Below are 22278 nucleotides of genomic sequence, written 5' to 3'. Positions count from 1 at the left end.
GTTGATGCAAGTCGCGATTCATAAAGGCAGGAGCGCATTTCATGTGCTCCTGCCTTTGATGGATTCGGTCGTCCTGGCCGAGACTCATCGACGTTGTGAAGTGATGCGTGATTCAAGTTCCCCTGATGGCTATGGCAACGGTGCGGCGGGGCTGCGGTGCAGGTTTTTATCGATGAACGCGTCGAGTTCGGGGGAGGGAGGTGTGACGCCGCCACCAAAGGCGTGGTCGGCCGCAGCCTCGAGCAGCCAAATTTCGGCCTGCCTATGAAGTCCCGGCTGCGGATTATGCCCAGACTGCGGGTCGACGAGCAGGGCAGGCCTGTGTGCAAATGGCGTCGCGGCGACATAACGCACGAGGCTGGACACCGGGACCCGGTCGTCCCTCGCGCCGGCCCACAGATACACAGGGGTGAGCAAGTCGGCGGCGTGAGCCAGGGGTGATTGGCGATGCATTTTTTTGTGCCAGGCCGGGTCCATCCAGGGCACGCCGAAGTGTGACAGCAGCACCTTCATGGTCGGGCCGTCGGCGGGTAGCCCGCTGCCTCCTTCGGCGGCGATATGTTGCATGTCCCACGCAAAATCGACGGGGGCAGCGCCAGCGAAGGCGAAGGCGAACCGGTGCGGATGGAAGGTCACGGCCAACAGGCTGGCGTAACCGCCGAAGGAGTGACCGACGATCGCCTGCTTTTTCGGGTCGCCGATGCCGTGTACAAGCAGATAATCCAGCCCCGATATGATGTCGTCCAGGGCGCCGCCGTGTTCGCCAAAGTGGCCCCGAGAGCCGGTCGCGTAGGCGATGCCGTATCCTGTTGACGCGCGGAAGTTCGGCTGGAAGACGATGTACCCGCGATTGACCAGCAACTGCACAATGGGGTTCATCGTGCCGTTGCTGCGGTTGTAGGGTCCGCCATGGATGCTGGCGATGATGGGTGCCGTGGACAGGTGGATGCCCTTGGGCAGGTAGACGTACCCATGCAGCAGGACACCACCGTTACCGCGCCAGTGCAGGGGAATCATGGACGCCAGTTGGGCCGCTGGCACCGGTGGCTTACGCGCCTTGGCGAACAGCGGCGTCAATGATCCGCTTGCCGGCTCGAATAAGTAATCACGGTCGTACATCCAGTCAGCACGTGCCGCTTGTACCAGCCAACGCTGGCCATTGCTGGACATGTCGATATCCAGACTGGCGCGCGGAAGTTTCGCCTGCAATTGGGCAAGTTGCGCTTTCGCCTTGGCCGTGCGTCCGTGCCACTCGATGCGATCGGGCCGATAGGCGTTGGCAAACCAGTCCTTGCCGTTGGGTTGCATGATTACGGCCACCGCATCGGCGATGCCGCGAGGGTCGTGGTCCAGAACCTTCCACTTTTTCGTTTCTTTCGAATAGACCTGCAACGACGCCAGGTCGCGGCCGTGATGAGCCAGCGCCCAAACCTTGTCCCGGCGATAGGCGACCGGAACGCATTGCTGGGGCTGCGGACATCGCATGATCGCCTGCTTATGTCCGTGCTCGACCCGCCAGATCACGGTATCGAATTCGCCCCCCGCGAAGCCGGCAAGGTAGCGGGGCGTAGCGTCGGGCCCGAGCAGGATCGCTGTCAGCGCTTTGTGCGAAGTGGCAATTACTCGCGTCTTGCCGTGTGCGTCGATGGCCAGATAGCGGAAGACCCATTGGCCATTCACCGGTACCTTTTCGCGCAGCACTGCATCGTCCGGTGCATTCGGATCCACCAGCCAGAACGATTGCCGGCGCTGGCGATCGAAACGAAAGATGCGTTGGCCAGACTGAGTGGCGACGTCGTAGACACCCAGACCTCGCGAGTCAACCAGCCAAAGTCGCGCGCTGTCGCCCGACCAGTAGGCCATGGTGCCGGCGCTGTCCGACATGATCCGGTGCTCCTTGCCGGAAGCGATATGACGTATCCATAGCGCCCAGCCACGCTTGGTGTGTCGGCGAAATGCCAGCCACTGGCCATTCGGCGCCATGCTGATGTCGCGCACCGGGGGGCGGCGAAAAAATGTTCCGCGCGGGATGTCAGGTGCCTTTGTTGCGGCCTGGGCTGATTTTTTCGCAATCTGCAGGACGGTATCGGTGTTGGTTCCGGCCCGTGCGGGCGACCCAAGCAGGGCCAGCATCAGGATCGGCGCCAGCGTGAATATCCATGGCATCTTCATGAGCGCGGCTCCCGCGGTTCCAGTACCAATAGGCTCAGCATCGCCGGCAGCCCAAGCAGTAGGCAGCAGGCAAGCCAAAGAGCGCGCCGCGAGCGCACCACTCGCGTATCTCGAAGCCACCACCAGGCCAGTGCCAGGGACAGCAGTGCCATGGCCAGCGCAGCGATATAAAGGGATGTCGTGCGCGGCAGGACTCGCAGCGGCACCGGCCAAGTGAAGCCCTTGTTCAAGACGACCTCTGGCAGTGTGGTCAGCAGGTCCAGTGGTGGTGACAGCCACCAGTCGGACCGGAACAGGGCGGGGAAGTCTGCCTTGATGCGTCGGGTGGCAACCACGGACGCCTTGCCATCGGCGTCGATGAAGTCAACCTGCTGCCACGGCTGCGCCACCACATTAAACTGGCTGAAGCCGACTTGCCGCAGACCGTTGTCGTAAACGAACGACACCAACCAGCCGTCCATCAGTTTGGCAACGCTGGCAAAGTCCAGATGTTGTGGGCCCTTGGGAAGTGGGACCTGCCAATCGGCCATCAGCGGTTTGATGGTGGCCGCTGCGCGCGAATCTTCACGCAGCGCCATCAGCCGTTGGTTGGTCAGAAGCAGTATGCGGTTGAATTTGCGCTGCGGCACGTTGGTGAACTGCTCATCCTGGCGCAAGGTCAGCCGCAGGGTCAGCGTTTGCGCCTCCCGGTCCAATCCGTAGAGCGTGTGCCGTGTCATGACGTCGCCGCCGGCTACCAGTGGAACGGCCTGGAACGGCGTCGTGTCGCCCGCTCCATGTCGTCCGAATACGCCCTTATCCACGCCGCTTTGCGGGTTGCGCCCGTGAAACAGCATGTCATCGTGGCTGAACGTCCAGCGGACGTTGCGCTTGGCGTCGTACCAGCCCGTAGGCAAGGACAGGTTGCTCATCTGCTGGCGCACGGGGAAGCGTTGAAGGGCCGGACCGATGTCCATCGGCTTGAGCAGTGGCAGCTGCGTGCGCCAGGAGCCGGCGCGCGGATCCTGACTGGACTGCAGCCCGAGCCGGATCTGCTCGTCCGGCTTGGCGCGCTCAGTGGCCACCAGTCCGCCCGTGGGTGGAAAATCGGTGTTGAGCGGGTTCTTGCCGAGCAGGATGCCGCCTGAGACGAACAGGAACTTCCAGATCACCACGCACAGCAGGAACATGCCGATCTGCAGGGGCAGTGCCGTCAACAGCAGCGTACCGTGGTGATGGATCGGCGCGTCCCGGTTGGCGCGAAAGCTCTTCAGCGTGATGAATGTAAGCCAGGCCAGTGCGACCAGGACCGGTATCAGCAGCACCACGGTGGAGACCAGATGCAAGGCCAGCAGCAATGGAGCAAACAGCACGGCCACCGCAAAGCGGCTGCGGCTGACACAGGCATGCGCGCCGGCCATCCAGGCCATCATCACAAAAGCCAGTACGTGCACAATCATCAGGTAGTGGCGCACATCGACCACGCGTGAGGTGAACGCATCGGTGCCCAGTAACAGCAGCAGCAGCGGCACAAAGATGACGAACCCCAGCATTAGCAACGCCGATAGCGCCAGCGCGCCAAAAATTCGCGAGGGTGCGAGCGGGCGATGAATAAGCCATATCCACTGGCTCGGCTTGCGGTAACTGCCCACTTGTATGGCGGCAAAGATCAGCCCGATAGCCATGTAAACCAGCAAGATGCCCAACGACATGGCAAACGATTGCTGCAGCAGGTTGCTAATACGGTTCACGAACAGCAGCGCCAGCACATGGATGCCGAATATCGCCAACGCCAGCCAACGGAAACGTCGCAGTTCGGAAAAGATCAGATCCTTCATGAAGGCACCCCCTCGGCTGGCAGTGGGCGAGCATGGTTGCGGGTCAGAAAGGCGTTTACCGCCCGATCAAGATCCACCGCGCCCTGCCAGGCGCGCCGGGCGCCCTTGTCTTCCAACTGCTGGCCGAAATCCTCGCCCCTGTCCAGTACGATGAAATGGAACAGCCCATCGATGCGCTCCACCTGCAGTACGCCAGGCAAATGCTCGGCGCCCGAAGCCAGAAAGGGAAACTCGGCGACCCACAGCGTGACGCGATCGCAGAATTCGTCCGGCGACGACATGTGCATCAGCTCACCGCGCTCCAGCACAATCAGGTTGTCAGCGAGCCGTTCGATCTCTTCCATCTGGTGCGAGCAGTAGATGACCGTGCAGCCCGCGTCCTCCACGGACATCAGCACTGCTTCGAGAAAGGCGCGCTTGGCGACCACGTCCAGCCCGAGCGTCGGCTCGTCGAGAATGAGCAGTTCGGGCGACTGCGCCATGGCGATCGCCAGATTCACACCGGCACGTTCGCCGCGTGACAGCTCACGGATGCGTTGTTCTGGCGTAACGTTGAAGTGATCGACGATGCTGCGGTAGCGCGCCTCGTTCCACTGCGGATACAGGCGCCGTTGCATGGCTACCACCTCGTGAACGTTGAGCCAGCTCGGCAGGTTATGCTCTTCGTTGACGAAGCCGATGCGCGCACGGTCGTGCTCGGTTAGCGAACCGCAGTCACGCCCGAGAATCCGCGCATGTCCGCTGCTGGGTGTCTGAAAACCGAGCAGAATCCGGAACAGCGAGGACTTGCCGGCGCCGTTGGCCCCCACAAGCGCGTGGATGCGCCCTTGAGGAATACGCAACGTCAGTCCCTTCAGGGCGACCTTGCGCCGATAGCGCAGCATCAGGTCTTTCGTCTCAATCACGTATTTGGGTGGGTGTGGCGCCACGGCAGCCGTCTGTGCGACCACCTTGAACTCGGGTGTGGACATAGCAAATGCCTTTCGATGGTTGCGTGTTTTGGCTCAGGCCCGGCGCTTGCGTCCGTCGAGCATGGGCGCCAGTTCGGTTTCGATCCGCTTGAGAACGTCCTGCATCGAGTAGTCGAGCCCGACCACTTCGGCGACAAAGGCATCGATGGCCAGTTGCAATCGACGCTTGCGCTCGGCCTCGGACAGTCGTTGCCGGGGCGCCGCCACGAACAGGCCAAGCCCCTGGCGTGAATCCAGCCAGCCTTGTGAGACCAGTTCGCCATACGCCTTGGCAATGGTGTTCGGGTTGACGGTCAGTTGCTTGGCCAGTCCACGCACACTGGGGAGCTGGTCGCCAGCATGCAGCTCACCGCTAGCGATCAGTCGCCGCACCCCATCGATGATTTGCTTGGTAATCGGTCGCGGGTCGGCGGCGCTAAGGCGCAGCATCAACGGAACAGTTCGTGACATCTCCGGCTCCCTGTATGTACTGTACTATTTGTAGTAGTACAGAGTTTGCATATGTATTTACACAGCTGTCAAGACCTACGCAGAGATTGAGGGCATTGGGTCGCCTGCAAGCGCCATGACGCACCGGCGGATATGGCCGTGACACGGCACTAAGGCGTTTTGCGATCGAGTGGTTCGAGTCCAGGTGCTATCGACTAAAAAATTAGTTGACTAGACGGATCGCGCATCGCTAAGGTGAAAACTAATTAAATAGTCGTGGAGAGGGAGTCGGCGATGGTGAGGATCTTGAGCTTGAAAGCGTTGCTTGGCGCGTTCCTGTTCCTTGCTACGCTCAGTGCATCACAGGCGGCGAGCACGAAGTCATTCAATCCGGCGACGCAATGTGGACGACAGGAGCAAGGCGCCGCTCCCCGCAATGTGCAGGCAACCCATAGAAAGCTGACGCCAGAACAGTTGCGCGCGGACCTGACACTGGTGTCGCAAGTACTGATGCGTTGTGATCCTGATTTGCACCACTCCGTACCGCCATCGTTGGTAGCGGCGAAGATCGCAGCCATCCGTTCGAAGCTGGATCATCCGATGACGCGCGAGGAAGCCTGGCGTGTTTTCTCGACACTCAACCCGGTGCTGGCCGATGGGCACTTGGGTATCTTCCATGCCAACAGCAGCCATGTGCATTGGCTAGACCACGTCAATGATGGTGGTGTGCTATTTCCCTTCGAGACGGTGGCACATGCAAACGGCATGCTCTACGTACGCGCCATGTTGGGCGGTGGCGAAACACCGCTGGCCGGTGCACGGATCGTATCCATTGACGGTGTCTCGGCTTCCAATGTGATCGCCACGGCCATGAAGCATGTCAACGGGGATACGCCGCGCTTTCGCGCGCACCTGCTGTCGCGTCGCTTCTGGTCTTACTACTGGTCTCTATACGGGTCGCCTAAGTCTTACCACTTCGTACTTGAGCACCACGGCCAGCGCCTTGCCATCACGGTGCCAGGCAGTGTGCAGACGCCGGTCGATAACCTGGTTGGCAAAGCGTTCAACCACACCTTCGCCTTCCAGTTATTGCCACACAAAGCGGCGCTCCTCACCATCAAGCAATTTTACTGGCCACACCGCAAACGCTACCTGGCGTTCATGCGTAGCGCGTTTGCACGTATGAAGGAAGCAGGTACCAGGACACTGATCATCGATGTGCGCGACAATGGCGGCGGTGATGACGGCTTTTGGAAGAACGGCATCCTTCCATACATCGGACATGGCAAGTATTTGTTCGCCTCGTCCTACGTCAAGCGCGAACTTCCCGGGCACACCGATGCTGGATACAAGATTGGCGATGTCGCCAAGGGGAAGCTCGACAGCTGGGTCACACTGGACGCGCATCACCCACTGCATTTTTCCGGCAAGGTGTACGTGCTGGAAGGGGGGATGACCTATTCCTCCTCGATTCTTTTCATCAATGTGATGCAGCACTTCGGTTACGCCACCATTGCTGGCGAAGGTGGTGTAGTACGGGCCAACCAAAGCGGCGGCGTTTACTCGAAGCTTCTACCGAATACCGTCCTGATCGTTTCGTGGCCTCGCTTCATTCTGATTCGACCGTCAGGCGCGACCAAACCGGAATTTCTTCAGCCGGACATCGCCATTACATCCGATCCGCTGCATCCAATGGCAGCGGTGCGCAAGGTCCTGCGCGTGGCCGAGCGGCGTTAGGGTTCCGCTGTGATGTACGGAGAGCTGGCCGCGATACACATCGCATCTGGCGCGGCGTGCTTATCCTGGGACGCAGGGCGTCAGGTCAACACGGTGGCGAGTTGACACGCCATGTGAATGACGACCACCCTTGATCCATCTAATTCTTTAGTCGTAGATATGGTCAGACCCAAATCATCAGAGCCCACCCAGGGCGAGCGCGAGATTCTGGAAGTGCTCTGGAGCAGGGAAGAGGCCACGGCACGTGAGGTGACCGATGTGCTCTCCGAGAGCAAGGCCGTGGCGTTCACCACCGTGCAGACAATGCTGAAGATTCTGGACGACAAAGGCTTCGTGACGCATCGCAGCGAGGGCAGGGCCTTTGTCTATCGGCCTCTTATTAGCCGCTTGCAGGCACGCAATCTGGCACTTCGAAAGCTCATTGGCGAGTTCTTCAACGGATCGCCTCAAGCTTTGGCTCAGCATCTGCTTCAAGAGCACAGGCTCGACCTTGCCGAACTTGATGAGCTGCAAGAAAAAGTCGACGCTGCAAGCGCCAGAAAACCCAGGCAATGAACGTGTTCTGGGCGCATTTGCTAGCGGTACTCGCTTTGCAACATCTATGGCAAAGCCTGCTCGTGCTGGCGGTGGCTCAGTTCGCGGCACGGGCTGGTTCATGCTTCTCGGCTCGGATGAAATCCCGCATTTGGCTATGTGCGTTCCTGCTCGCATTGATTTTGCCGTTCGCGGTCTTGCTCCCGCGAGCCGCTCACGTCGTGCCTTCTTCCGGCAAGCTTGTGTCCATAAGCATCGGGGACATGCCTGCGCCATCAACCCCTCAGTCCTTGCCACGCTCGCCACCGCACCAGGTGAAAACCGAGTTGACGCTACCCACCTTCGACGTGTGGGCCACCCACGCTGAGCCAGTTCTGATCTCTCTCTGGTTGCTCGGCACGGTTGGTGGGCTAGGCCGGCTACTGTGGCGATGGAGGACCGCTCGCAGGCTTTGCCGCACAAGCTCGCCACTCAACGACCTTGTCCCTCATGAACTTCTGCGCGGCATGCGCGTGCGAACCTCGGGCGACATCTCCAGCCCGATGGTTGTCGGTGCGATACGGCCTTGCATCATTTTGCCGCAAGCCCTGATCGGCGACGCATCATCGGCCACCTTGAGACATGTCATCGATCACGAAATCGCGCATGTTCGGCGTGGTGATCTGTGGATCGCATGGTTACAGGCGATCGGCCTTGCCGCGTATTGGTGGAATCCACTATTGCACCTGATCGGCACCCGGTTGGACATGACACGCGAGATGGCCTGCGACGAGCAGGCGATCAAGCAGTCGGGCACGCCGATCAGCTACGCGAACGCGCTTCTGGAAACTACGCGCAGCGCACTTTTTCGCAAAGCACATCCCGACGTATTTGCTGCCGGCATCTTCGCAACGCGGTCGGCGCTGAGTCGTCGGGTGGACGCACTTCTTGATGTGGGTATCAGCAAGTCCATCGACAGCGGAAAGCTCATCGTGCTTGTTTCATTGGGCATGATGTTCGTGAGTATCTCTTGCACGTTATTGGCCACGCCACGGTTGGGTTACGTGGGTCCCACGGCCAGCTGGTTAAGCACCCATCGCCATGGCCCATCGCTGATCGCTGCGGTTGCCGAAAATCGGCCCCGTTTGGTGCGAGCCCTCATTCTCCATGGCGCAGACGTCAATGCTCGCCAGACGGGAGATGGCACCGCGCTAATCGTTGCCGCAAAGCGAGGTGATGCAGACATGGTCCGGGAGCTGATTGGCCTTGGAGCCGATGTAAACAAGGTTTCACCAGGTGAGGGCAGTGCGCTTATCGTCGCCGCTAGGCTGGGTGACACCATAGAAGTGGGAGAACTCATCGACGCCGGTGCTAACGTCAACGCGCGGTCGAAGGGCGACGGAAATCCATTGATTGCGGCGTCAGCGCACGGGCACCTGGATGTGGTCAAACGGCTTGTCGCTCATGGCGCCAACGTCAACGCCATCGTCGAAGATGACGAGACGCCGCTCATCAATGCGGCACGTGGTGGCGATCTGGCCCTGGTCAGATTTCTTGTAACGCGGGGTGCGGACGTGAACCTTGGCGTGTTCGCAAACAACCACGTATGGCGGTCCCCACTCAACCAAGCGTCCAGCAAAGCCATCAAGCGCTACTTGCGAAGCGAGGGCGCCGTTCCCCGTTAGCACTAGCAGACTGAAGCTAGGCGCTCTGGGCGCACTTTATGGCATGGGGCGGAGATCATAGCGGACGATTGCCTTACTTTATTACTGTAGGAGTGGAGTGCGCATATCAGCGACCAGGGCACGCTATCAGGGTAGGGTGCTCGCTCGTTCGGGCTTTCAAGGCGACGCGCAGTGACGCCGTGGACGCCGCTTATCAAGTCCACGGCCGAGCCATCAGCGTGGTGCGGGGCCGTAGCCAATCAAGTACCTGGGTGAGAAAATGTCGGCTCCACCACTCGTGTGCATGCCGTGTCCAAGTACGATTTCCGCCAGTTTCAAAACGACCTCGCGGCCATCGATCGCCAGGCTGAGCAGAGTAGGGTAGGTGCCGATGACGGCGCAGACCGTCTCGCCCAGGCAAAGGTCGAATTTCTCGCACTGTGCGACCGGTACCAGCTGACCGTGGCTGACGTGGTTGCCTTCTTCCCCGAAGAGGAGGGCATTCAGTACCTGCAGGGCCTGATCGCCGACTCCATTAATAGCGCCAAGCGGAGCCGCTAGCGCTGAGCGATCAGCCTGTGTATGGCAGTGCGAGAACGGCACTCACCGCAGTGGTCGCTCGCCCTGCTGTCTCGATCCGCGACATTTCGCGCGCGTCCACCGCTCGGCCATCATCAACGTTCGCCGAGTCCAGGCGATCCATCCCTGGTTCAATGGCCACCACGTGGTGACTGAGTATTCTGGTCAGCCTGAACATCAAATCCTGCAAGAGCCGAACACCCTGCTGGTGCTGACCGAGTGCAACCCGCCTGGCCTCGTCATGTGCCTAAGGTTGCTGTTTGGAAGAGCCGCTTCCGACCCAACCACACGCAGTTGGACAGCTCTACTCCACCGCTGGCTGCAAGGGTTCAGGACCGACTCCGGAGAGAATTGTTCACCGCGTTGCCGATGGCCAAGATTAAACCTTCCTGACGCTGATATTCGTTAGTTAGAGTCGGAAGAACCCACTTGGTTGGATAGCTCTTGCTGTCGTAAGTGAAAGGTTTGAATCGCAAGCCGTGTTCGATCGCTTCGGATTCGAAGCTCGCCAAATAGGACACATCGATGATGGAACGATGCTTGGAGTGGTTGCTCAGTGCCGCCAGGTAGAGGTGTGGCCGGGATTATGGAAATTTTCGCAGGAACACGGCTAAGTAGCTGTATTGACTATGGTATAGAGAAAATTATTCACGCCCAACCTACTTGCTGAAGAGTGCTTCAAAGCCCGGTCCATGGCACCGCTTGTATTTGCTACCCCTTCCGCACAGGCACGGATCGTGGTCGCGCAGGCCAGATGAAATGGACTGCCCGAGAAAGCCCTGCGCCATCATCAGCGGCTCGATCTCATGTGCTGGGACGCTGATATGCCCGTACTGAGCGGCGCGCTCGCCACGATTCATCACTTGGACAATGGCCTCGGACGCCTTGATGAAATGACGAACGAGCAAGTCGTCACGCACCGGCAACCTTACGTTATCTATGACCACACCGCTGTACGTGCGCCGTGCATCGGGCACAAACAAGATCGTAGCCTCTCCGTGCGGCTTGGGCGTGATGTCGACCTGCTGACCTTCGGGCGAAACCCACACGGCATGAAACTCCGCCTCGACCATGACATGCGGCCATTCCCAAATCTGCCACCCGCACAGCATACGTCCACCGGCGCGCGCGATCTTGGCCGCCACATTAGGGAAGCATTCGTTGACCACCGCGTCGGCTTCGGGGTGGATTGTCAGATAGTCAGCCTTTCCGCCCGGGACCACTTTTGCGATGAGCTGCCGGATATGCCGGGTGATGTTCGGCGGCGTGGTGCTTTTCAAGCAAGTAGACTCCAAAATCGACGACAGTCGCTCAATTTGGTTTAGGCGTCGCGCCGTTGATCGGCTCGCACTCGCACGTCTTTGGCCGAGGCCCGCGGTAATGTGATGAAATCCCGCTCCGGCATGACGTCGTAGGTACCCTGGAACGGCAGATACAGCTCAACCATCCAGTCCTCACCATCCTTCCGACCTGCATATGGATGGAGGATTTCGCCGTCTGACTGCCGACGCCGATCGAAGCGCAACACCCCGTGGTTGGGGTAACGGTGCGCATGCCTCGCTTCCAGCATCTGCCTGACGACTTCCGCAGGGTAGCCGGGATGTCCCGAGCTGTTGTGTTCGTGAATAGTCGCCACGAGCGCGGCGTCTTGGGTGAGATGGCAACTCTCGATCTCGTGTTCATCGAACACGACTTCCTTGGCAATGTATGGCGGTCCCTGGTACCAGTGCGGGTTGCCGCGATCCAGATGGATGGCCAGGATGGTTCTTGTGCCGACATCCGTGCAGCGCCACCGAAAGCCGGCGCTACCCACAAATTCCAAGCCAATATGGAAATCCGCGTGTTTCATGCTGCCTCCGGTTCCAACCCAACCCTCCGACAATCCATCGTTACGAGGAAGCCGAAAGCAATTCACCCACGATGTCCTCACCCCATTCGCGCGGAAAGGCGATACGAACCGCGGCGCCTCCGCCGATGCGTTCGGCAAGTTCGCCGAGCGTTTGCGCGTGACGAGCCGGCCAGCCACAGACTTCCGCATGCAGACGGACATCGTCCTGGGAAAGTGGAACGCCATGGTCTTTCAGCGCGATGAAGAGTTCTTTGGCACGTGCTTCATCCATTGGGTGCGCAAGCCCGGTGGATACGTTGCTCACCATGCTCAGTTTCTCCATGGCCTTCTGAAGGATTTCACTCATGGCCATCTCCTTCGCTGGGGGAAGTATCGAACCTTTCACGGTTCGTCCATTGACCGATGAAGATGACCGCCTGGTCAGACACACGTGCCCAATCAAGGTGTCCAGGCTCAAAATAGGGTAGCCCGCGAAACCACTGCGAAAGACGTCGGTCCAGCAACAGTTGCTCCGTCAGCGGAAACTCCTCGATTCGCGAGTCTTCGTCTTGTCCGGCCATCACCGTGACGCGAATTTCTCCCTCTGCCGTGTGTTCTGCATGAATCTCGAACACTGGGCGTGGCAAGGCGGGCAAGGTTCTGCGATCCATTCGTAGCATGGGCAACTCCTTAGGTAGTGAAGCTCACGTAGCATCCCGCACGAAAGTCTCATTGCCCGAGACTCAGAAAGGTATTGCCAGAAGAGCCGTGGCCGAAACTCGCCGATTCATTCGGCCCGCCGACGTTTCCGTGTATTCGCTAGGCGTGTCTCTGCCGCTACGGCGCGGGCTTCCATGGATTGAATCGCCGCTGCCATCCCGGTGACTTGGCCTCGCACCGTCGCCAGTTCAAGGGCAAGTTGGTCGCGATCAGTAGTGACGCTGATCAGCTCGGCGAGCCGTGTTTCGGCATCGGCGAGTTCGCGACGATGGCGGGCTTCCTCCAGGCGCAACTCGGTGAGTCGGGTTTGCTGCTCTTCACCTCGTTGCCGTAGCTTGGCCGTTTGCTGCTCGGCTTGCCGCAACCCTTCGCGCGCTGCATCGGTTTCCTGCAGCATGCGGGCTTGAGCGGCCTCGACGCGCTCGTTGGCTTTATCCCGCTCCGCTTGAAAGGCGGCATCGCGGGTCGCGATGGTGGCCTGAAATTCGGTAGTCAATCGTTCCTGGGTGTGCTGCGCAGCCTCCAACTGATGAGCCATGTCGGCGCGGACAGTGGCCACTTCTTGCTGCAAAGCGTGGATCTGACCGAGCGCATCGCGCTTGCCTTCGGTTTCACGAGCAAGCCGCTGCTCCAATTCGGCGCCTTGCTCGTGAAGATGGCTTATCTCGTTTTGGAACTGATCAGCTGCAGTCAACGCCGCATCCCGTTCAACGACGACGTCATCGTGCGCACGCTGCAGCGTCGCCAAGTCGGATTCCAGCGCGTGGCGGTGTTCGCCGAAGATCTGCTCACCTTGCTCCACCGCTGCCACCCACAGTGAACGCATCGCGTCAGCAATCGCCGGTGGCAGCTCGGCGCCAAGTGCATCAGCCTTGGCCCGCTCGTCTTTCCATAGCTTCAGTTCGTCATTGATCGTGGTTCGACTGCCCTGCTTGATGGCGGCATAAATCAGGTCGACAGTGAGTTCGTGCGGACGTTTGCCGTCGGCTACGAGGGCTATCGCGGCTTCGCGGGTACGTTGACGGGTATCGCTGACGCGGCTCATGACGGCTCCAGTCGCTCGAAGGGTGGATTTTGCCTTGACCGCCAAACGTATATCACAGTATTACGTTATACACATAACGATAAGTGGAAGAAATTTACGATAACTTCTATAATCGAAAGTCTTTTGGCAGTACGCTGCTTTTCCCGTGGTGCCGGACATTGGAAAGCATGACTGAGTCTCTGTTGGGCCTTATGGCGCTCCCCCATGCCCTAGCACCCGCCTTGTCAGGACGCGCCGGCACCAACCGTGCGTCGGCCAGCGTGGCGCGGCAGATAGCAGCAGACGACGACGTGGCGGCGATCGGCCTCTGGCTGGCGGAATATCACGATTCGCCGCATACCTTCCGCAGCTATCGCAAGGAGGCCACGCGACTGTTGCTCTGGGCGACGAAGGTACGTGGCAAGCCGGTATCCAGCCTCACGCGGGAGGATGTGATCGCCTATGAGGCGTTCCTCGCCCAGCCACCTGCTACCTCGTGCGATGAAGCATTGGCCAGGCGTGGCGAACATCGACGGCTGTTCGTCGGTCCGTTGGCCGAGCGCAGCCGCCGACAGGCTTTGGGCATCCTGGCGGGGCTGTTCAATTACCTCGTGCGCGCCGGTTATCTCGCGGGCAGTCCGTTTGGGCTGCAGCGACGACGGGCACGCCGAGGCACCCGACGCACGATTGAACGCTACCTGGATCGTGCCCTCTGGGAGGATGTACTACGCATCGTCGACGGCTGGCCACAGGAAACTGCGCGGGAACGGCAGCGCTACGAACGCGTTCGGTGGGTGTTTCGCTTCCTCTATGAAACCGCGCTGCGGGCCGCCGAAGCGGCAGCCGCCTGCGAAGGTGATTTCCAGCATATTCGCGGGCGATGGTGGCTGCACACCGTGGGAAAAGGCGGCGTCGAGGGCACGATCCCTTTGAGTGATGGTCTCATGACGGATTTCGCACGCTACCGACGTTTTTATGGACTGCCAGAGGTGCCTTCGTCGGATGGCAAGACACCGGCCATTCTGGGCATCGCCGGAAGGCTTTTCCCGTTGACGCCTACCGCGATCTACCAGATCGTCAAGGACGCTTTCCGACGCGTGGCCGATACGCTGCAAAAGGAGGATGGTGCCAAAGCCACGCGTGTGCGGCGGGCATCAACGCATTGGCTGCGGCATACGGCCGCCACGCACCAAGCTGAGGATGGCACACCGATCCACCACATCCAGCAGAACCTGCGCCACAGTTCCATTGGCACCACGTCGATCTACATTCACGCAGAAGAGGATGCACGCCATGCCAGCACCACCAAAACGCGCAACGAGGCAACGGCACTTCAAGGAGACGCCCCATGACTGACCCGCATAATCGCTTTGGTATGCCGAACAGTGCGTTCAAGGCCGCCCGAGAAGGCCACGACTTGAATAGCCCGTGCCCCGACAAGGCATGAAGTAACTACCCTTTCTGCCGCCAAACTTCTCCCGGTCGTGGTCGAGTGGATGTGGCAAAGTCCGTCGGAGTTGATCCCCAATAGTAATCAGATTTCGGCCTTACGTGCCATTTTTTGGGACGTAACGATGCCGCAGAACCCAAGGTGCGCGAACTCGTCGTGGCCTGTGAGGACTACTTGAAGGTGTAATGGCACCGTGCCCAAGTGCATCCAAATCGTCAGCAGTAAAGTGGGCTATCGACCTGAATTTCAACTTGCCTACACACGTGGGGGCGCACCTTCTCGCTGTTGCGTCTGGCAACTCATCGTAGGGGAAGACATATGACTATTTCACGCAAATCACTATATTCGACGCTGGGTTCTCTGGCGCTCGCTTTGGCCCTCAGTGGTGTCGCCGTGGCGCAGGACAATACACCGACAAACGGCATGGACAAGATGGGCAAAATGGGCGCCATGCACTCGGCAATGAAGGGTATGCACGGCAATATGATGGGCATGCACATGATGCCAGCGACCGTGACGGAGGCGGATGCGAAGACCGGCATCGTCGACGTGACGAGCGATGGCATGACCTTGAAGGTGCATTTCCCGCCATCCGCCATGGCCCACCTGAAAGCAGGTGACAAGATCACGTTGCACATGGGCTTCAGCAAGCCGTGAATCATCTGAACCCGCCTCCAGAGTTGAGGGTGTCAGTTCACACGGGTAAGCTCAGCTAATGACCTTCTCGCTACGGCCGCTCGCTCGTTCACGTCGCCTTCGGGCGATGAGCATGCTCGCGTGGCTGTTGCTGGTCATCAACTCATTGGCCGCTGCACCGATGGGCATGACGGGAAGTCCTCATTCCCATGTCATGCACTCAACGGTCGTGGCGGCCAGTGAACATCGTCCTTCCCACATGGCCGTCAACGGGTCTGGATCCTGTTGCGATGACCACACGGGTTGTTGCGGCGGTACGGCAACTCAGGCCTGCCATTGCGCTGCGATGTGCAGTACCACGTTGCCACCCGCAACGGCTGTCGTTCTGGCTTCGGCCGCGATGGCTACCAGTTATGCCACGCCGCTGCCCAGCAGTGCGCCTTCGATGAATACCGCCCCTCCGTTGCGACCACCGGCGGTCTGACTCTTCCTCGTTTTTGATGAGCTTTGCTTGCGATCGTCGTATGTCGATCATCGGGGCAATCGGCTGTGATTGGTATTGGCATGCTCCATACCGTCTGCCCCGGAGAGATTCCATGAACTTGCTTTTCCGCCGTCGGCAAATGGCTCGCGCTATGCGGTTTCGCGCGGACTACCACTGGCGACGAGGGCGCTTTCAGGGATTCGACGGCATGCCTTTTGCCCCGATTGTCCCCCGACCGGAACTGGCGTCCAGTTCTCTCCGGCAACAACGACCCAGCCGGCATATCAGCACCACAGGCGATCACTCCATCCTCGACCGGCCAATGGTGGCCGGCGCCCGCATCTGTTTTAAGGGGAGCAACACATGAAGAAGCACATCAAGCATCACAGCATCACGGTTGCAGTCGTCCTTGGCGTACTTGCCTTGGGGGCGGGCGCGTTCGTGTATTCCGGCATCTACAACATCGGCGCCGATGATCACCACACCAAGCCGGTATTCGCGATCTTGCAGACGCTACGCGAGCGTTCCATTCGTGTCCGCTCGGAGGATTTGAAGGTACCGGATCTGAACGATCCGCCGCTGATTCTGAAAGGGGCCGGCCAGTACGCCGCGATGTGCACCGACTGCCATCTGAGACCCGGCATGACCGATTCGGAAATCCGTCCGGGCCTGTACCCACAGCCACCCAACCTGTCACAAACGCGGATTGACCCGAAGGCTGCGTTCTGGGTGATCAAGCATGGCCTCAAGATGAGCGCGATGCCGGCATGGGGCTTCAGCCACGACGATGCCACGATCTGGAGCATGGTCGCCTTCGTGGAAAAACTGCCCGGCATGACGCCCGCCGAGTACCAGGACATCGTCGCCAGGGCGCCGCCGGATGAGGACATGAAGATGCCGATGAGCATGGCCACCGGAGAGGCCGCCGAGCACGCCCACAGCCATGGCGATGCGGCTGGGTCCCGGACCCCACCAGCAGCTGATATGGCGGCCATGCCCGCCATGGCGACGCCTGCGCATACGGGGCACAGCCACTCCGAGGCAACGATGGGATTCAATGCGCCGATCTCGCTGGAAGGTCTGAAGCCGAAGGCAGTACCACAGGCCGAAGCGGTTTCGAACCAGTTGCACGCGGCCTTGGAGAAAGGTGACCGTAACGCCGTGCTGGCGCTGCTGGCGCCCGACGTGACGATCAGCGAAGACAACGTGGTGCAGACGCGCGACGCCTATGCGAACGGTCACCTGGGCGAAGACCTCGCGTTCCTCAAGGACGCCAAGATCACGCCCGTCTCACTGGGTTCAATGTCGATGGGCGACACCGCCATGGTGGGCAGCGAAAGCGAGCTCCGCACGACCATCAAGGGCAAGCCGGTCAGCCTGCGTAGCCGCGAAATGCTTGATCTGAAAAAGTCCGGAAACAGCTGGAAGATCGTGGCGATTCACTGGCAGTCGACGCCGTTGACGGAGAAAGGATCATGAAGCGTGGACTATTCCGCGTCATTACCGGCCTGGTACTGGCTGCGCTGATGGTGCCGGCACTGGCCATGGCCAGCAGCGCCGAGGTCTTTCGCGATCCGAGCTGTGGTTGTTGCGGCGCGTGGATTCACTACCTGCAGAGCAACGGCTACACCGTTGTCACGCACGAAGACCAGCCGATGGCGGCGGTCAAGGCACGGCTGGGCGTGCCGGCTGACGCGGCCTCATGTCATACCGCGCTGATCGGCGGCTACGTGATCGAAGGCCATGTGCCGGTGGAGGATATCCAGCGTTTGCTGACCGAACATCCCGACGCCCGTGGTCTGGCCACCCCCGGCATGCCGATGGGTTCGCCCGGTATGGAGATGGGCACTCCGGTGCGCTACGAGGTGCTGCTGATTGCCCGCGATGGCTCCACTCGCGTGTTTGGCACGCATGCTCCACAAGCCTAACAGCGCGTGCCTGAAAGGAGAGAACTAATGTCTCTGTTGCCGCCGGCCACCACTCACGACACATGGGAGAAACGATCATGCTGGAAGGCGTAATGCTGCTTTGGTTCCTGCTGACCGGTTTGTCCGTGCTGTACGTGGCGATCGATATCCGCTCCACACCGGAGTCGCCGGTGTTGAAGTGGGGGTTTGTCCTGCTTACCGCGTACACCGGGCCATTAGGTGCCTTTCTCTACGTGCTGGGCTGCCGTGAACCCTTGCCGGGGCTGCATGAGCGCTATGTCGCGGTACGCTGGCGACAGGTGCTCGGCTCGACCATGCATTGTGTCGCGGGCGATGGCGTGGGCATTCTGGCCGGTGCGGTCATCGCCAGCATCATGCAACTGACCGGAGTGCTGGATATTGCGCTGGAATACGCGCTCGGCTTTGGTTTTGGCTGGACGATTTTCCAGGCGTTGTTCATGCGTGGTGATGCCGGCGGCTCGTACACAGCTGCCTTGCGCAACACCTTCTTTGCCGAGCTGCTGTCCATGAACGTGCTGATGGCAGGCATGGTGCCGACCATGATGCTGGCGATGAAGCACGTGCCGGGTGCACACGACCCCGCCGGGCCGGCGTTCTGGTTCGTCATGTCGATGGCGCTGCTGGTGGGATTCGTGGCCGCCTATCCGATGAACTGGTGGCTGGTTTCCCGGCATTTGAAGCACGGCATGATGACTGTGCGTATGGCGGAACCGGACAACACGCAAGCGCGTGACGCCGGGCACGCGAAGTACGGCGCAAGCCATGCCTCGGAGCATGCGCCGGTCGAGTCGAACGGCGAGCCCCATGGCATGGCACATGGCGGGGCCGAAAACGTATCCCACACCATGCTGACCGGGATGACCGTGCTGTCGATAGTGCTGTTTGCGTTGGGCATCGGCGTCGCCGTCCTTTTCGGAGGTTTCTCATGAAGCGCCTGATCGCGTCGCCTCAAGCACGCTGGTGCCAGCGCGCGCCGCTTTGCGAACCGTCTGTCCGTCCCACAAAAACTTTTTTCTTTGACTCTGGAGTTTGATATGTCACGTATACAGTTTCCGGGTGATCCCCCCCACGGGCCCGACCCTTCGCGGCGCCGTTTCGTGCGCGGCCTGGCGTTGGGCGGTGTGCTGGCCGGACTGGTTCCGGCGGCGAGCATCGCCCAGGGCATCCGGGCCAAAAGCACGGGGCTGCGGCGTTCGCCGTCGGTCCTGCGGGGAACGACCTTTGATCTAGAGATCGCCGAAACCCCGGTCAATTTCACCGGAAAACCCGCGATCGGCACCATCATCAACGGCCAGGTGCCGGCACCGACGCTGTACTGGCGCGAGGGCGACACAGTGACCCTCAACGTCACCAACCGGATGAATGTTTCCACCTCGATCCACTGGCACGGCATGATCCTGCCCGCGGACATGGATGGTGTGCCGGGGCTAAGCTACCCGGGTATCGCGCCGGGTGAAACGTTCCAGTACCGCTTCAAGGTGCAGCAGGCCGGAACCTACTGGTACCACAGCCACACCCGCTTCCAGGAGCAGACCGGCCTGTACGGTGCGATCGTGATCGAACCCCGCGAAGCCGAGCGCTTCCCCAGTGATCGCGAACACGTGGTGGTGCTGGCCGACTGGACCGATACCGATCCCGAGCAGGTCTTTGCCAACCTCAAAAAAATGGGCAGCTACTACAGCCTTACCGAGCCGACCACGCCGGAGATTTTCAAGGCGGCAGGCATGGAAGGCTTTGCCAAGGCCTGGAAGGAACGGATGGTGTGGAACCGGATGCGCATGAGTCCGCGCGACTTGTCCGACGTGACCGGATATACCTACACCTACCTGACCAACGGCGTGACACCCGAAGGCAACTGGATCGGCTTGTTCAAGCGTGGCGAAAAGATACGCCTGCGCTTCGTCAACGCTTCCTCAATGACGTACTTCGACGTACGGATTCCCGGCCTGAAGATGACCGTGGTCGCCGCCGACGGACAGGATGTGGAGCCGGTGTCGATCGACGAGTTCCGTCTTGCCGTGGCCGAGACTCTGGATGTGATCGTCAGCCCCAACGATGACCGTGCCTACACCATCTTCGCCCAGGCCATCGATCGCAGTGGCTACGCGGCCGGCACGTTGGCACCACGCGAAGGCATGCGTGGCGAAATTCCGGCGCTGGACCCGGTCCCCAGCCTGAGCATGGCCGACATGGGCATGGACATGTCGAAGATGGCCGGCATGGCGGCGGGTGGCATGCAAGCCATGCCGGGTATGGACATGGGTGGTATGGGTGGCAGCCAGACGGTGCCGATCCATCATCACTATGCGACCGAATACGGGGCGTCGAACACCAAATGCATCGCCGTCGCGTCCACCGCGCTCGACGATCCGGGCGCAGGCTTGCGGCACAACGGCAGGCGGGTACTGAGCTACGCCGACCTGCATACGATCGGCGGACCGCTCGATCCGCGCGAACCGACCCGCGAGATCGAGTTGCACCTCACCGGCAACATGGAGCGCTATCTGTGGTCATTCAACGGCGTGCCGTATTCCGAGGCCAAACCGATCCTGTTCCACTATGGCGAGCGGCTGCGCATCGTGCTGATCAACGACACCATGATGAACCACCCGATCCATCTGCACGGGATGTGGAGCGAAGTGGAAACCGCCCAGGCGCAGTTCCAGGTGCGCAAGCACACGGTCAACGTACGTCCGGCCCAGCGCATCAGTTACCTGGTTAATGCCGACGCCCGGGGTCGATGGGCCTACCACTGCCACATGCTTTATCACATGGATGGCGGCATGTTCCGCGCGGTGGTGGTGGCATGAGGACCACGACGATGACTCTGAACCCGATCACCTTTCGCCGCTCCATGCTTCCCGCCGCCCTTGGGCTGGCTTTGCTGGGCGCCTCGCCATGGGTCATGGCGCAAACCGATGCACCGGCGGCCCCTTCGAGCACGACGGCGGCCAGCCAGTCGATGACGATGAAGCACGGCGCAGACATGCACGGCATGCACGGCAAGACTCAAACTACCGCCGCCAAAACCATGCCGCCGAAAAACGGCCGCAAGTCCATGTCGCATGGCACGATGATGGGCATGTCCGAGCAGCCCGCGAAAAAGTCCGCCGACATGGGCGCCATGCAGAACATGCCCGGCATGGCTGGCATGGCGATGCCGATGGACATGAACCACGGCGAAGCCATGTCCATGGCACCTCCGATCGGTAGCCTGCCGACCAGTGACGGTGCAGCGCCGAAGGGTTATGACGCCTACGGCGTCAGCTTGCGCATGCATGACGATCCGTTGCTGGCCAAGCTGCAGATCGACAACCTCGAGAGCGCACACAGCAGCGACGGCGCGAACGCCCAGCAATGGGACGGTCGATTCTGGGTCGGGCACAATCTCGACAAACTGTGGATCCGCAGCGAGGGCAGCCGCAGCCAAGGGCGTATCGAAGAGGGTGATGTCGAAGCGCTTTGGGGGCATGCCGTCAGTCCGTTCTGGAACCTGATGGCCGGCGTGCGCCACGACCTGGGCACCGGACCCACCCGAAACTGGGCGGCGTTTGGCTTCCAGGGCATCGCCCCCTACGAGTTCGAGTTCGAGGCAACCGCCTATGCAGGGCCGTCGGGGCGCACGGCGTTCCGGCTCAAGACCTCGCAGGATTGGCTGTTCACGCAGAAGCTGATTCTCACCCCCGAAGTGGATCTGAACGCCTACGGTCGTGCCGATCCACGCCGCGATATCGGAGCCGGTGTCTCCGACGCCTCGTTGAGCTTCCGTTTGCGCTACGAGTTCAGCCGCAAGTTTGCGCCGTATCTCGGCTACTCCTGGGTACACAAGTTCGGCGCGACGGCGGGCATGGCCCGCGCGACAGGGCGGCCGGTATCCGATCGGCAGATCCTGATGGGTGTGCGGGTATGGTTCTGACGGACGGGGACTGGATGAGGCTGTACAAGTAATTGCCACCTGCGCGGCGCTGGATACGAGCCATCAGTCCTTTGTTCTGCGGCCGTTTCCGGCCAATCCGTCGATGTGACCTAGTCGATGGACAATGCATTTGTCCTGGTTCGAGAACGTCGGGTAATTGATCCTGATCAAGATGAATGCCAAGGGCGATATAGAGTGAATAAATGTCACTGAGCTTCCGCTTGCGTCCCACGAAACGCTCCAGCCTGTTCTGGCTGGTGGCGTTGTTGTTGCTGTGGCAGCAGATGGCGCTGGCGACAGCCCTGTGTCGATCAACTGATGAGGAGATGTCGCCATGGAAACGTTGCTTTATTTCATTCTTTGGGGTGGTCTGCTTTTCCTGCTGATGC

General features: G+C 60.4%; 22 protein-coding genes. 13 read left to right on the top strand and 9 right to left on the bottom strand.

Features of this window, described 5'->3' with window-relative positions:
• Positions 1–129: 129 nt before the first annotated feature.
• From HBF24_RS10320 to HBF24_RS10305, 4 genes are read right to left on the bottom strand one after another with little or no spacing between them, the layout of a single operon-like run.
• Positions 130–2172, bottom strand: coding sequence for a prolyl oligopeptidase family serine peptidase (locus HBF24_RS10320; RefSeq protein WP_167172566.1), 2043 nt, complete (start codon positions 2170–2172; stop codon positions 130–132).
• On the bottom strand, positions 2169–3989 hold the full coding sequence (locus tag HBF24_RS10315; protein ID WP_167172564.1) for a hypothetical protein: 1821 nt from the start codon (positions 3987–3989) through the stop codon (positions 2169–2171). Before HBF24_RS10315 ends, HBF24_RS10320 begins: the two co-directional genes overlap by 4 nt.
• On the bottom strand, positions 3986–4960 hold the full coding sequence (locus HBF24_RS10310) for an ABC transporter ATP-binding protein (protein WP_167172562.1): 975 nt from the start codon (positions 4958–4960) through the stop codon (positions 3986–3988). The genes HBF24_RS10315 and HBF24_RS10310 overlap by 4 nt, the downstream gene beginning before the upstream one ends.
• A gap of 33 nt (positions 4961–4993) precedes the next feature.
• Positions 4994–5410, bottom strand: a complete 417-nt coding sequence (locus tag HBF24_RS10305) for a GntR family transcriptional regulator (protein ID WP_206064277.1) — start codon at positions 5408–5410, stop codon at positions 4994–4996.
• Between the two features lie 291 nt (positions 5411–5701).
• Here HBF24_RS10305 and HBF24_RS10300 point away from each other — a divergent pair, with 291 nt between their 5' ends.
• The 5 genes from HBF24_RS10300 to HBF24_RS17345 all read left to right on the top strand — a co-directional run bounded on the left by HBF24_RS10300 (position 5702) and on the right by HBF24_RS17345 (position 10291).
• On the top strand, positions 5702–7126 hold the full coding sequence (locus tag HBF24_RS10300) for a S41 family peptidase (protein WP_167172560.1): 1425 nt from the start codon (positions 5702–5704) through the stop codon (positions 7124–7126).
• Positions 7127–7243: 117 nt separating this feature from the next.
• Entirely contained in the window at positions 7244–7681 is a 438-nt protein-coding gene (locus HBF24_RS10295; RefSeq protein ID WP_240922438.1) for a BlaI/MecI/CopY family transcriptional regulator, read from the top strand.
• A complete protein-coding gene (locus HBF24_RS10290; protein WP_167172558.1) occupies positions 7678–9324 on the top strand; it encodes a M56 family metallopeptidase in 1647 nt (548 codons plus the stop codon). Before HBF24_RS10295 ends, HBF24_RS10290 begins: the two co-directional genes overlap by 4 nt.
• A 288-nt stretch (positions 9325–9612) precedes the next feature.
• Positions 9613–9864: a 2-hydroxyacyl-CoA dehydratase gene (locus HBF24_RS10285; RefSeq protein ID WP_167172556.1), complete on the top strand. Its 252-nt coding sequence runs from the start codon at positions 9613–9615 to the stop codon at positions 9862–9864.
• The gene (locus HBF24_RS17345; protein WP_343162751.1) at positions 9842–10291 is read left to right on the top strand and encodes a LytTR family DNA-binding domain-containing protein; all 450 of its coding nucleotides are present in this window, start codon (positions 9842–9844) and stop codon (positions 10289–10291) included. The genes HBF24_RS10285 and HBF24_RS17345 overlap by 23 nt, the downstream gene beginning before the upstream one ends.
• 250 nt (positions 10292–10541) lie before the next feature.
• On the opposite strand, the gene HBF24_RS10275 is transcribed toward HBF24_RS17345, so the two are convergent.
• The 5 genes from HBF24_RS10275 to HBF24_RS10255 all read right to left on the bottom strand — a co-directional run bounded on the left by HBF24_RS10275 (position 10542) and on the right by HBF24_RS10255 (position 13475).
• Positions 10542–11162 carry an SEC-C domain-containing protein gene (locus tag HBF24_RS10275; RefSeq protein ID WP_206064276.1) on the bottom strand — a complete coding sequence of 207 codons (621 nt, stop codon included), beginning with the start codon at positions 11160–11162 and terminating at the stop codon, positions 10542–10544.
• Between the two features lie 41 nt (positions 11163–11203).
• A complete protein-coding gene (locus HBF24_RS10270; RefSeq protein WP_167172554.1) occupies positions 11204–11731 on the bottom strand; it encodes a hypothetical protein in 528 nt (175 codons plus the stop codon).
• Positions 11732–11771: 40 nt separating this feature from the next.
• Positions 11772–12077, bottom strand: a complete 306-nt coding sequence (locus tag HBF24_RS10265; RefSeq protein WP_167172552.1) for a DUF1889 family protein — start codon at positions 12075–12077, stop codon at positions 11772–11774.
• Entirely contained in the window at positions 12070–12390 is a 321-nt protein-coding gene (locus HBF24_RS10260; protein WP_167172550.1) for a hypothetical protein, read from the bottom strand. Before HBF24_RS10260 ends, HBF24_RS10265 begins: the two co-directional genes overlap by 8 nt.
• A 107-nt stretch (positions 12391–12497) precedes the next feature.
• On the bottom strand, positions 12498–13475 hold the full coding sequence (locus tag HBF24_RS10255) for a DNA-binding protein (protein WP_167172547.1): 978 nt from the start codon (positions 13473–13475) through the stop codon (positions 12498–12500).
• Positions 13476–13558: 83 nt separating this feature from the next.
• Between HBF24_RS10255 and HBF24_RS10250 the strand changes: the two genes are divergently transcribed.
• The 8 genes from HBF24_RS10250 (at position 13559) to HBF24_RS10210 (ending at position 22275) form a co-directional block, all read left to right on the top strand.
• The gene (locus HBF24_RS10250; protein WP_343162746.1) at positions 13559–14806 is read left to right on the top strand and encodes a tyrosine-type recombinase/integrase; all 1248 of its coding nucleotides are present in this window, start codon (positions 13559–13561) and stop codon (positions 14804–14806) included.
• Between the two features lie 416 nt (positions 14807–15222).
• Complete coding sequence (locus HBF24_RS10240; protein ID WP_167172545.1) at positions 15223–15561, top strand: hypothetical protein; 339 nt, start codon at positions 15223–15225, stop codon at positions 15559–15561.
• Positions 15562–16387: 826 nt separating this feature from the next.
• The gene (locus HBF24_RS10235) at positions 16388–17503 is read left to right on the top strand and encodes a c-type cytochrome (protein WP_167172543.1); all 1116 of its coding nucleotides are present in this window, start codon (positions 16388–16390) and stop codon (positions 17501–17503) included.
• Entirely contained in the window at positions 17500–17952 is a 453-nt protein-coding gene (locus HBF24_RS10230; RefSeq protein WP_167172542.1) for a DUF411 domain-containing protein, read from the top strand. The genes HBF24_RS10235 and HBF24_RS10230 overlap by 4 nt, the downstream gene beginning before the upstream one ends.
• A 77-nt stretch (positions 17953–18029) precedes the next feature.
• The gene (locus HBF24_RS10225; protein ID WP_167172540.1) at positions 18030–18902 is read left to right on the top strand and encodes a DUF4396 domain-containing protein; all 873 of its coding nucleotides are present in this window, start codon (positions 18030–18032) and stop codon (positions 18900–18902) included.
• 105 nt (positions 18903–19007) lie between these two features.
• Positions 19008–20783 carry a copper resistance system multicopper oxidase gene (locus tag HBF24_RS10220; RefSeq protein WP_167172538.1) on the top strand — a complete coding sequence of 592 codons (1776 nt, stop codon included), beginning with the start codon at positions 19008–19010 and terminating at the stop codon, positions 20781–20783.
• Positions 20784–20794: 11 nt separating this feature from the next.
• Positions 20795–21889: a copper resistance protein B gene (locus tag HBF24_RS10215; RefSeq protein ID WP_240922436.1), complete on the top strand. Its 1095-nt coding sequence runs from the start codon at positions 20795–20797 to the stop codon at positions 21887–21889.
• 203 nt (positions 21890–22092) lie between these two features.
• On the top strand, positions 22093–22275 hold the full coding sequence (locus HBF24_RS10210) for a hypothetical protein (RefSeq protein ID WP_167172327.1): 183 nt from the start codon (positions 22093–22095) through the stop codon (positions 22273–22275).
• The last annotated feature ends 3 nt before the right edge of the window (positions 22276–22278 follow it).

Origin of the sequence: Oleiagrimonas sp. C23AA (genome assembly GCF_011759385.1) — a bacterium.
In the GTDB taxonomy this organism is placed as follows: Bacteria; Pseudomonadota; Gammaproteobacteria; order Xanthomonadales; family Rhodanobacteraceae; genus Oleiagrimonas.
The sequence above is the reverse complement of the archived record's forward strand: the minus strand, read 5'-3'. Positions and strand labels throughout refer to the sequence as shown.

What these genes read in the sequence shown, in the direction of transcription:
- HBF24_RS10225 (WP_167172540.1), top strand. Translation starts at nt 18,030, where the DNA reads ATGCTGGAAGGCGTAATGCTGCTTTGGTTCCTGCTGACCGGTTTGTCC.
- HBF24_RS10315 (WP_167172564.1), bottom strand. Translation starts at nt 3,989, where the DNA reads ATGAAGGATCTGATCTTTTCCGAACTGCGACGTTTCCGTTGGCTGGCG.
- HBF24_RS10295 (WP_240922438.1), top strand. Translation starts at nt 7,244, where the DNA reads ATGACGACCACCCTTGATCCATCTAATTCTTTAGTCGTAGATATGGTC.
- HBF24_RS10230 (WP_167172542.1), top strand. Translation starts at nt 17,500, where the DNA reads ATGAAGCGTGGACTATTCCGCGTCATTACCGGCCTGGTACTGGCTGCG.
- HBF24_RS10310 (WP_167172562.1), bottom strand. Translation starts at nt 4,960, where the DNA reads ATGTCCACACCCGAGTTCAAGGTGGTCGCACAGACGGCTGCCGTGGCG.
- HBF24_RS10210 (WP_167172327.1), top strand. Translation starts at nt 22,093, where the DNA reads ATGTCACTGAGCTTCCGCTTGCGTCCCACGAAACGCTCCAGCCTGTTC.
- HBF24_RS10320 (WP_167172566.1), bottom strand. Translation starts at nt 2,172, where the DNA reads ATGAAGATGCCATGGATATTCACGCTGGCGCCGATCCTGATGCTGGCC.
- HBF24_RS10220 (WP_167172538.1), top strand. Translation starts at nt 19,008, where the DNA reads ATGTCACGTATACAGTTTCCGGGTGATCCCCCCCACGGGCCCGACCCT.
- HBF24_RS10270 (WP_167172554.1), bottom strand. Translation starts at nt 11,731, where the DNA reads ATGAAACACGCGGATTTCCATATTGGCTTGGAATTTGTGGGTAGCGCC.
- HBF24_RS10265 (WP_167172552.1), bottom strand. Translation starts at nt 12,077, where the DNA reads ATGAGTGAAATCCTTCAGAAGGCCATGGAGAAACTGAGCATGGTGAGC.
- HBF24_RS10240 (WP_167172545.1), top strand. Translation starts at nt 15,223, where the DNA reads ATGACTATTTCACGCAAATCACTATATTCGACGCTGGGTTCTCTGGCG.
- HBF24_RS10305 (WP_206064277.1), bottom strand. Translation starts at nt 5,410, where the DNA reads ATGTCACGAACTGTTCCGTTGATGCTGCGCCTTAGCGCCGCCGACCCG.
- HBF24_RS10215 (WP_240922436.1), top strand. Translation starts at nt 20,795, where the DNA reads ATGACTCTGAACCCGATCACCTTTCGCCGCTCCATGCTTCCCGCCGCC.
- HBF24_RS10235 (WP_167172543.1), top strand. Translation starts at nt 16,388, where the DNA reads ATGAAGAAGCACATCAAGCATCACAGCATCACGGTTGCAGTCGTCCTT.
- HBF24_RS10290 (WP_167172558.1), top strand. Translation starts at nt 7,678, where the DNA reads ATGAACGTGTTCTGGGCGCATTTGCTAGCGGTACTCGCTTTGCAACAT.
- HBF24_RS10255 (WP_167172547.1), bottom strand. Translation starts at nt 13,475, where the DNA reads ATGAGCCGCGTCAGCGATACCCGTCAACGTACCCGCGAAGCCGCGATA.
- HBF24_RS10260 (WP_167172550.1), bottom strand. Translation starts at nt 12,390, where the DNA reads ATGCTACGAATGGATCGCAGAACCTTGCCCGCCTTGCCACGCCCAGTG.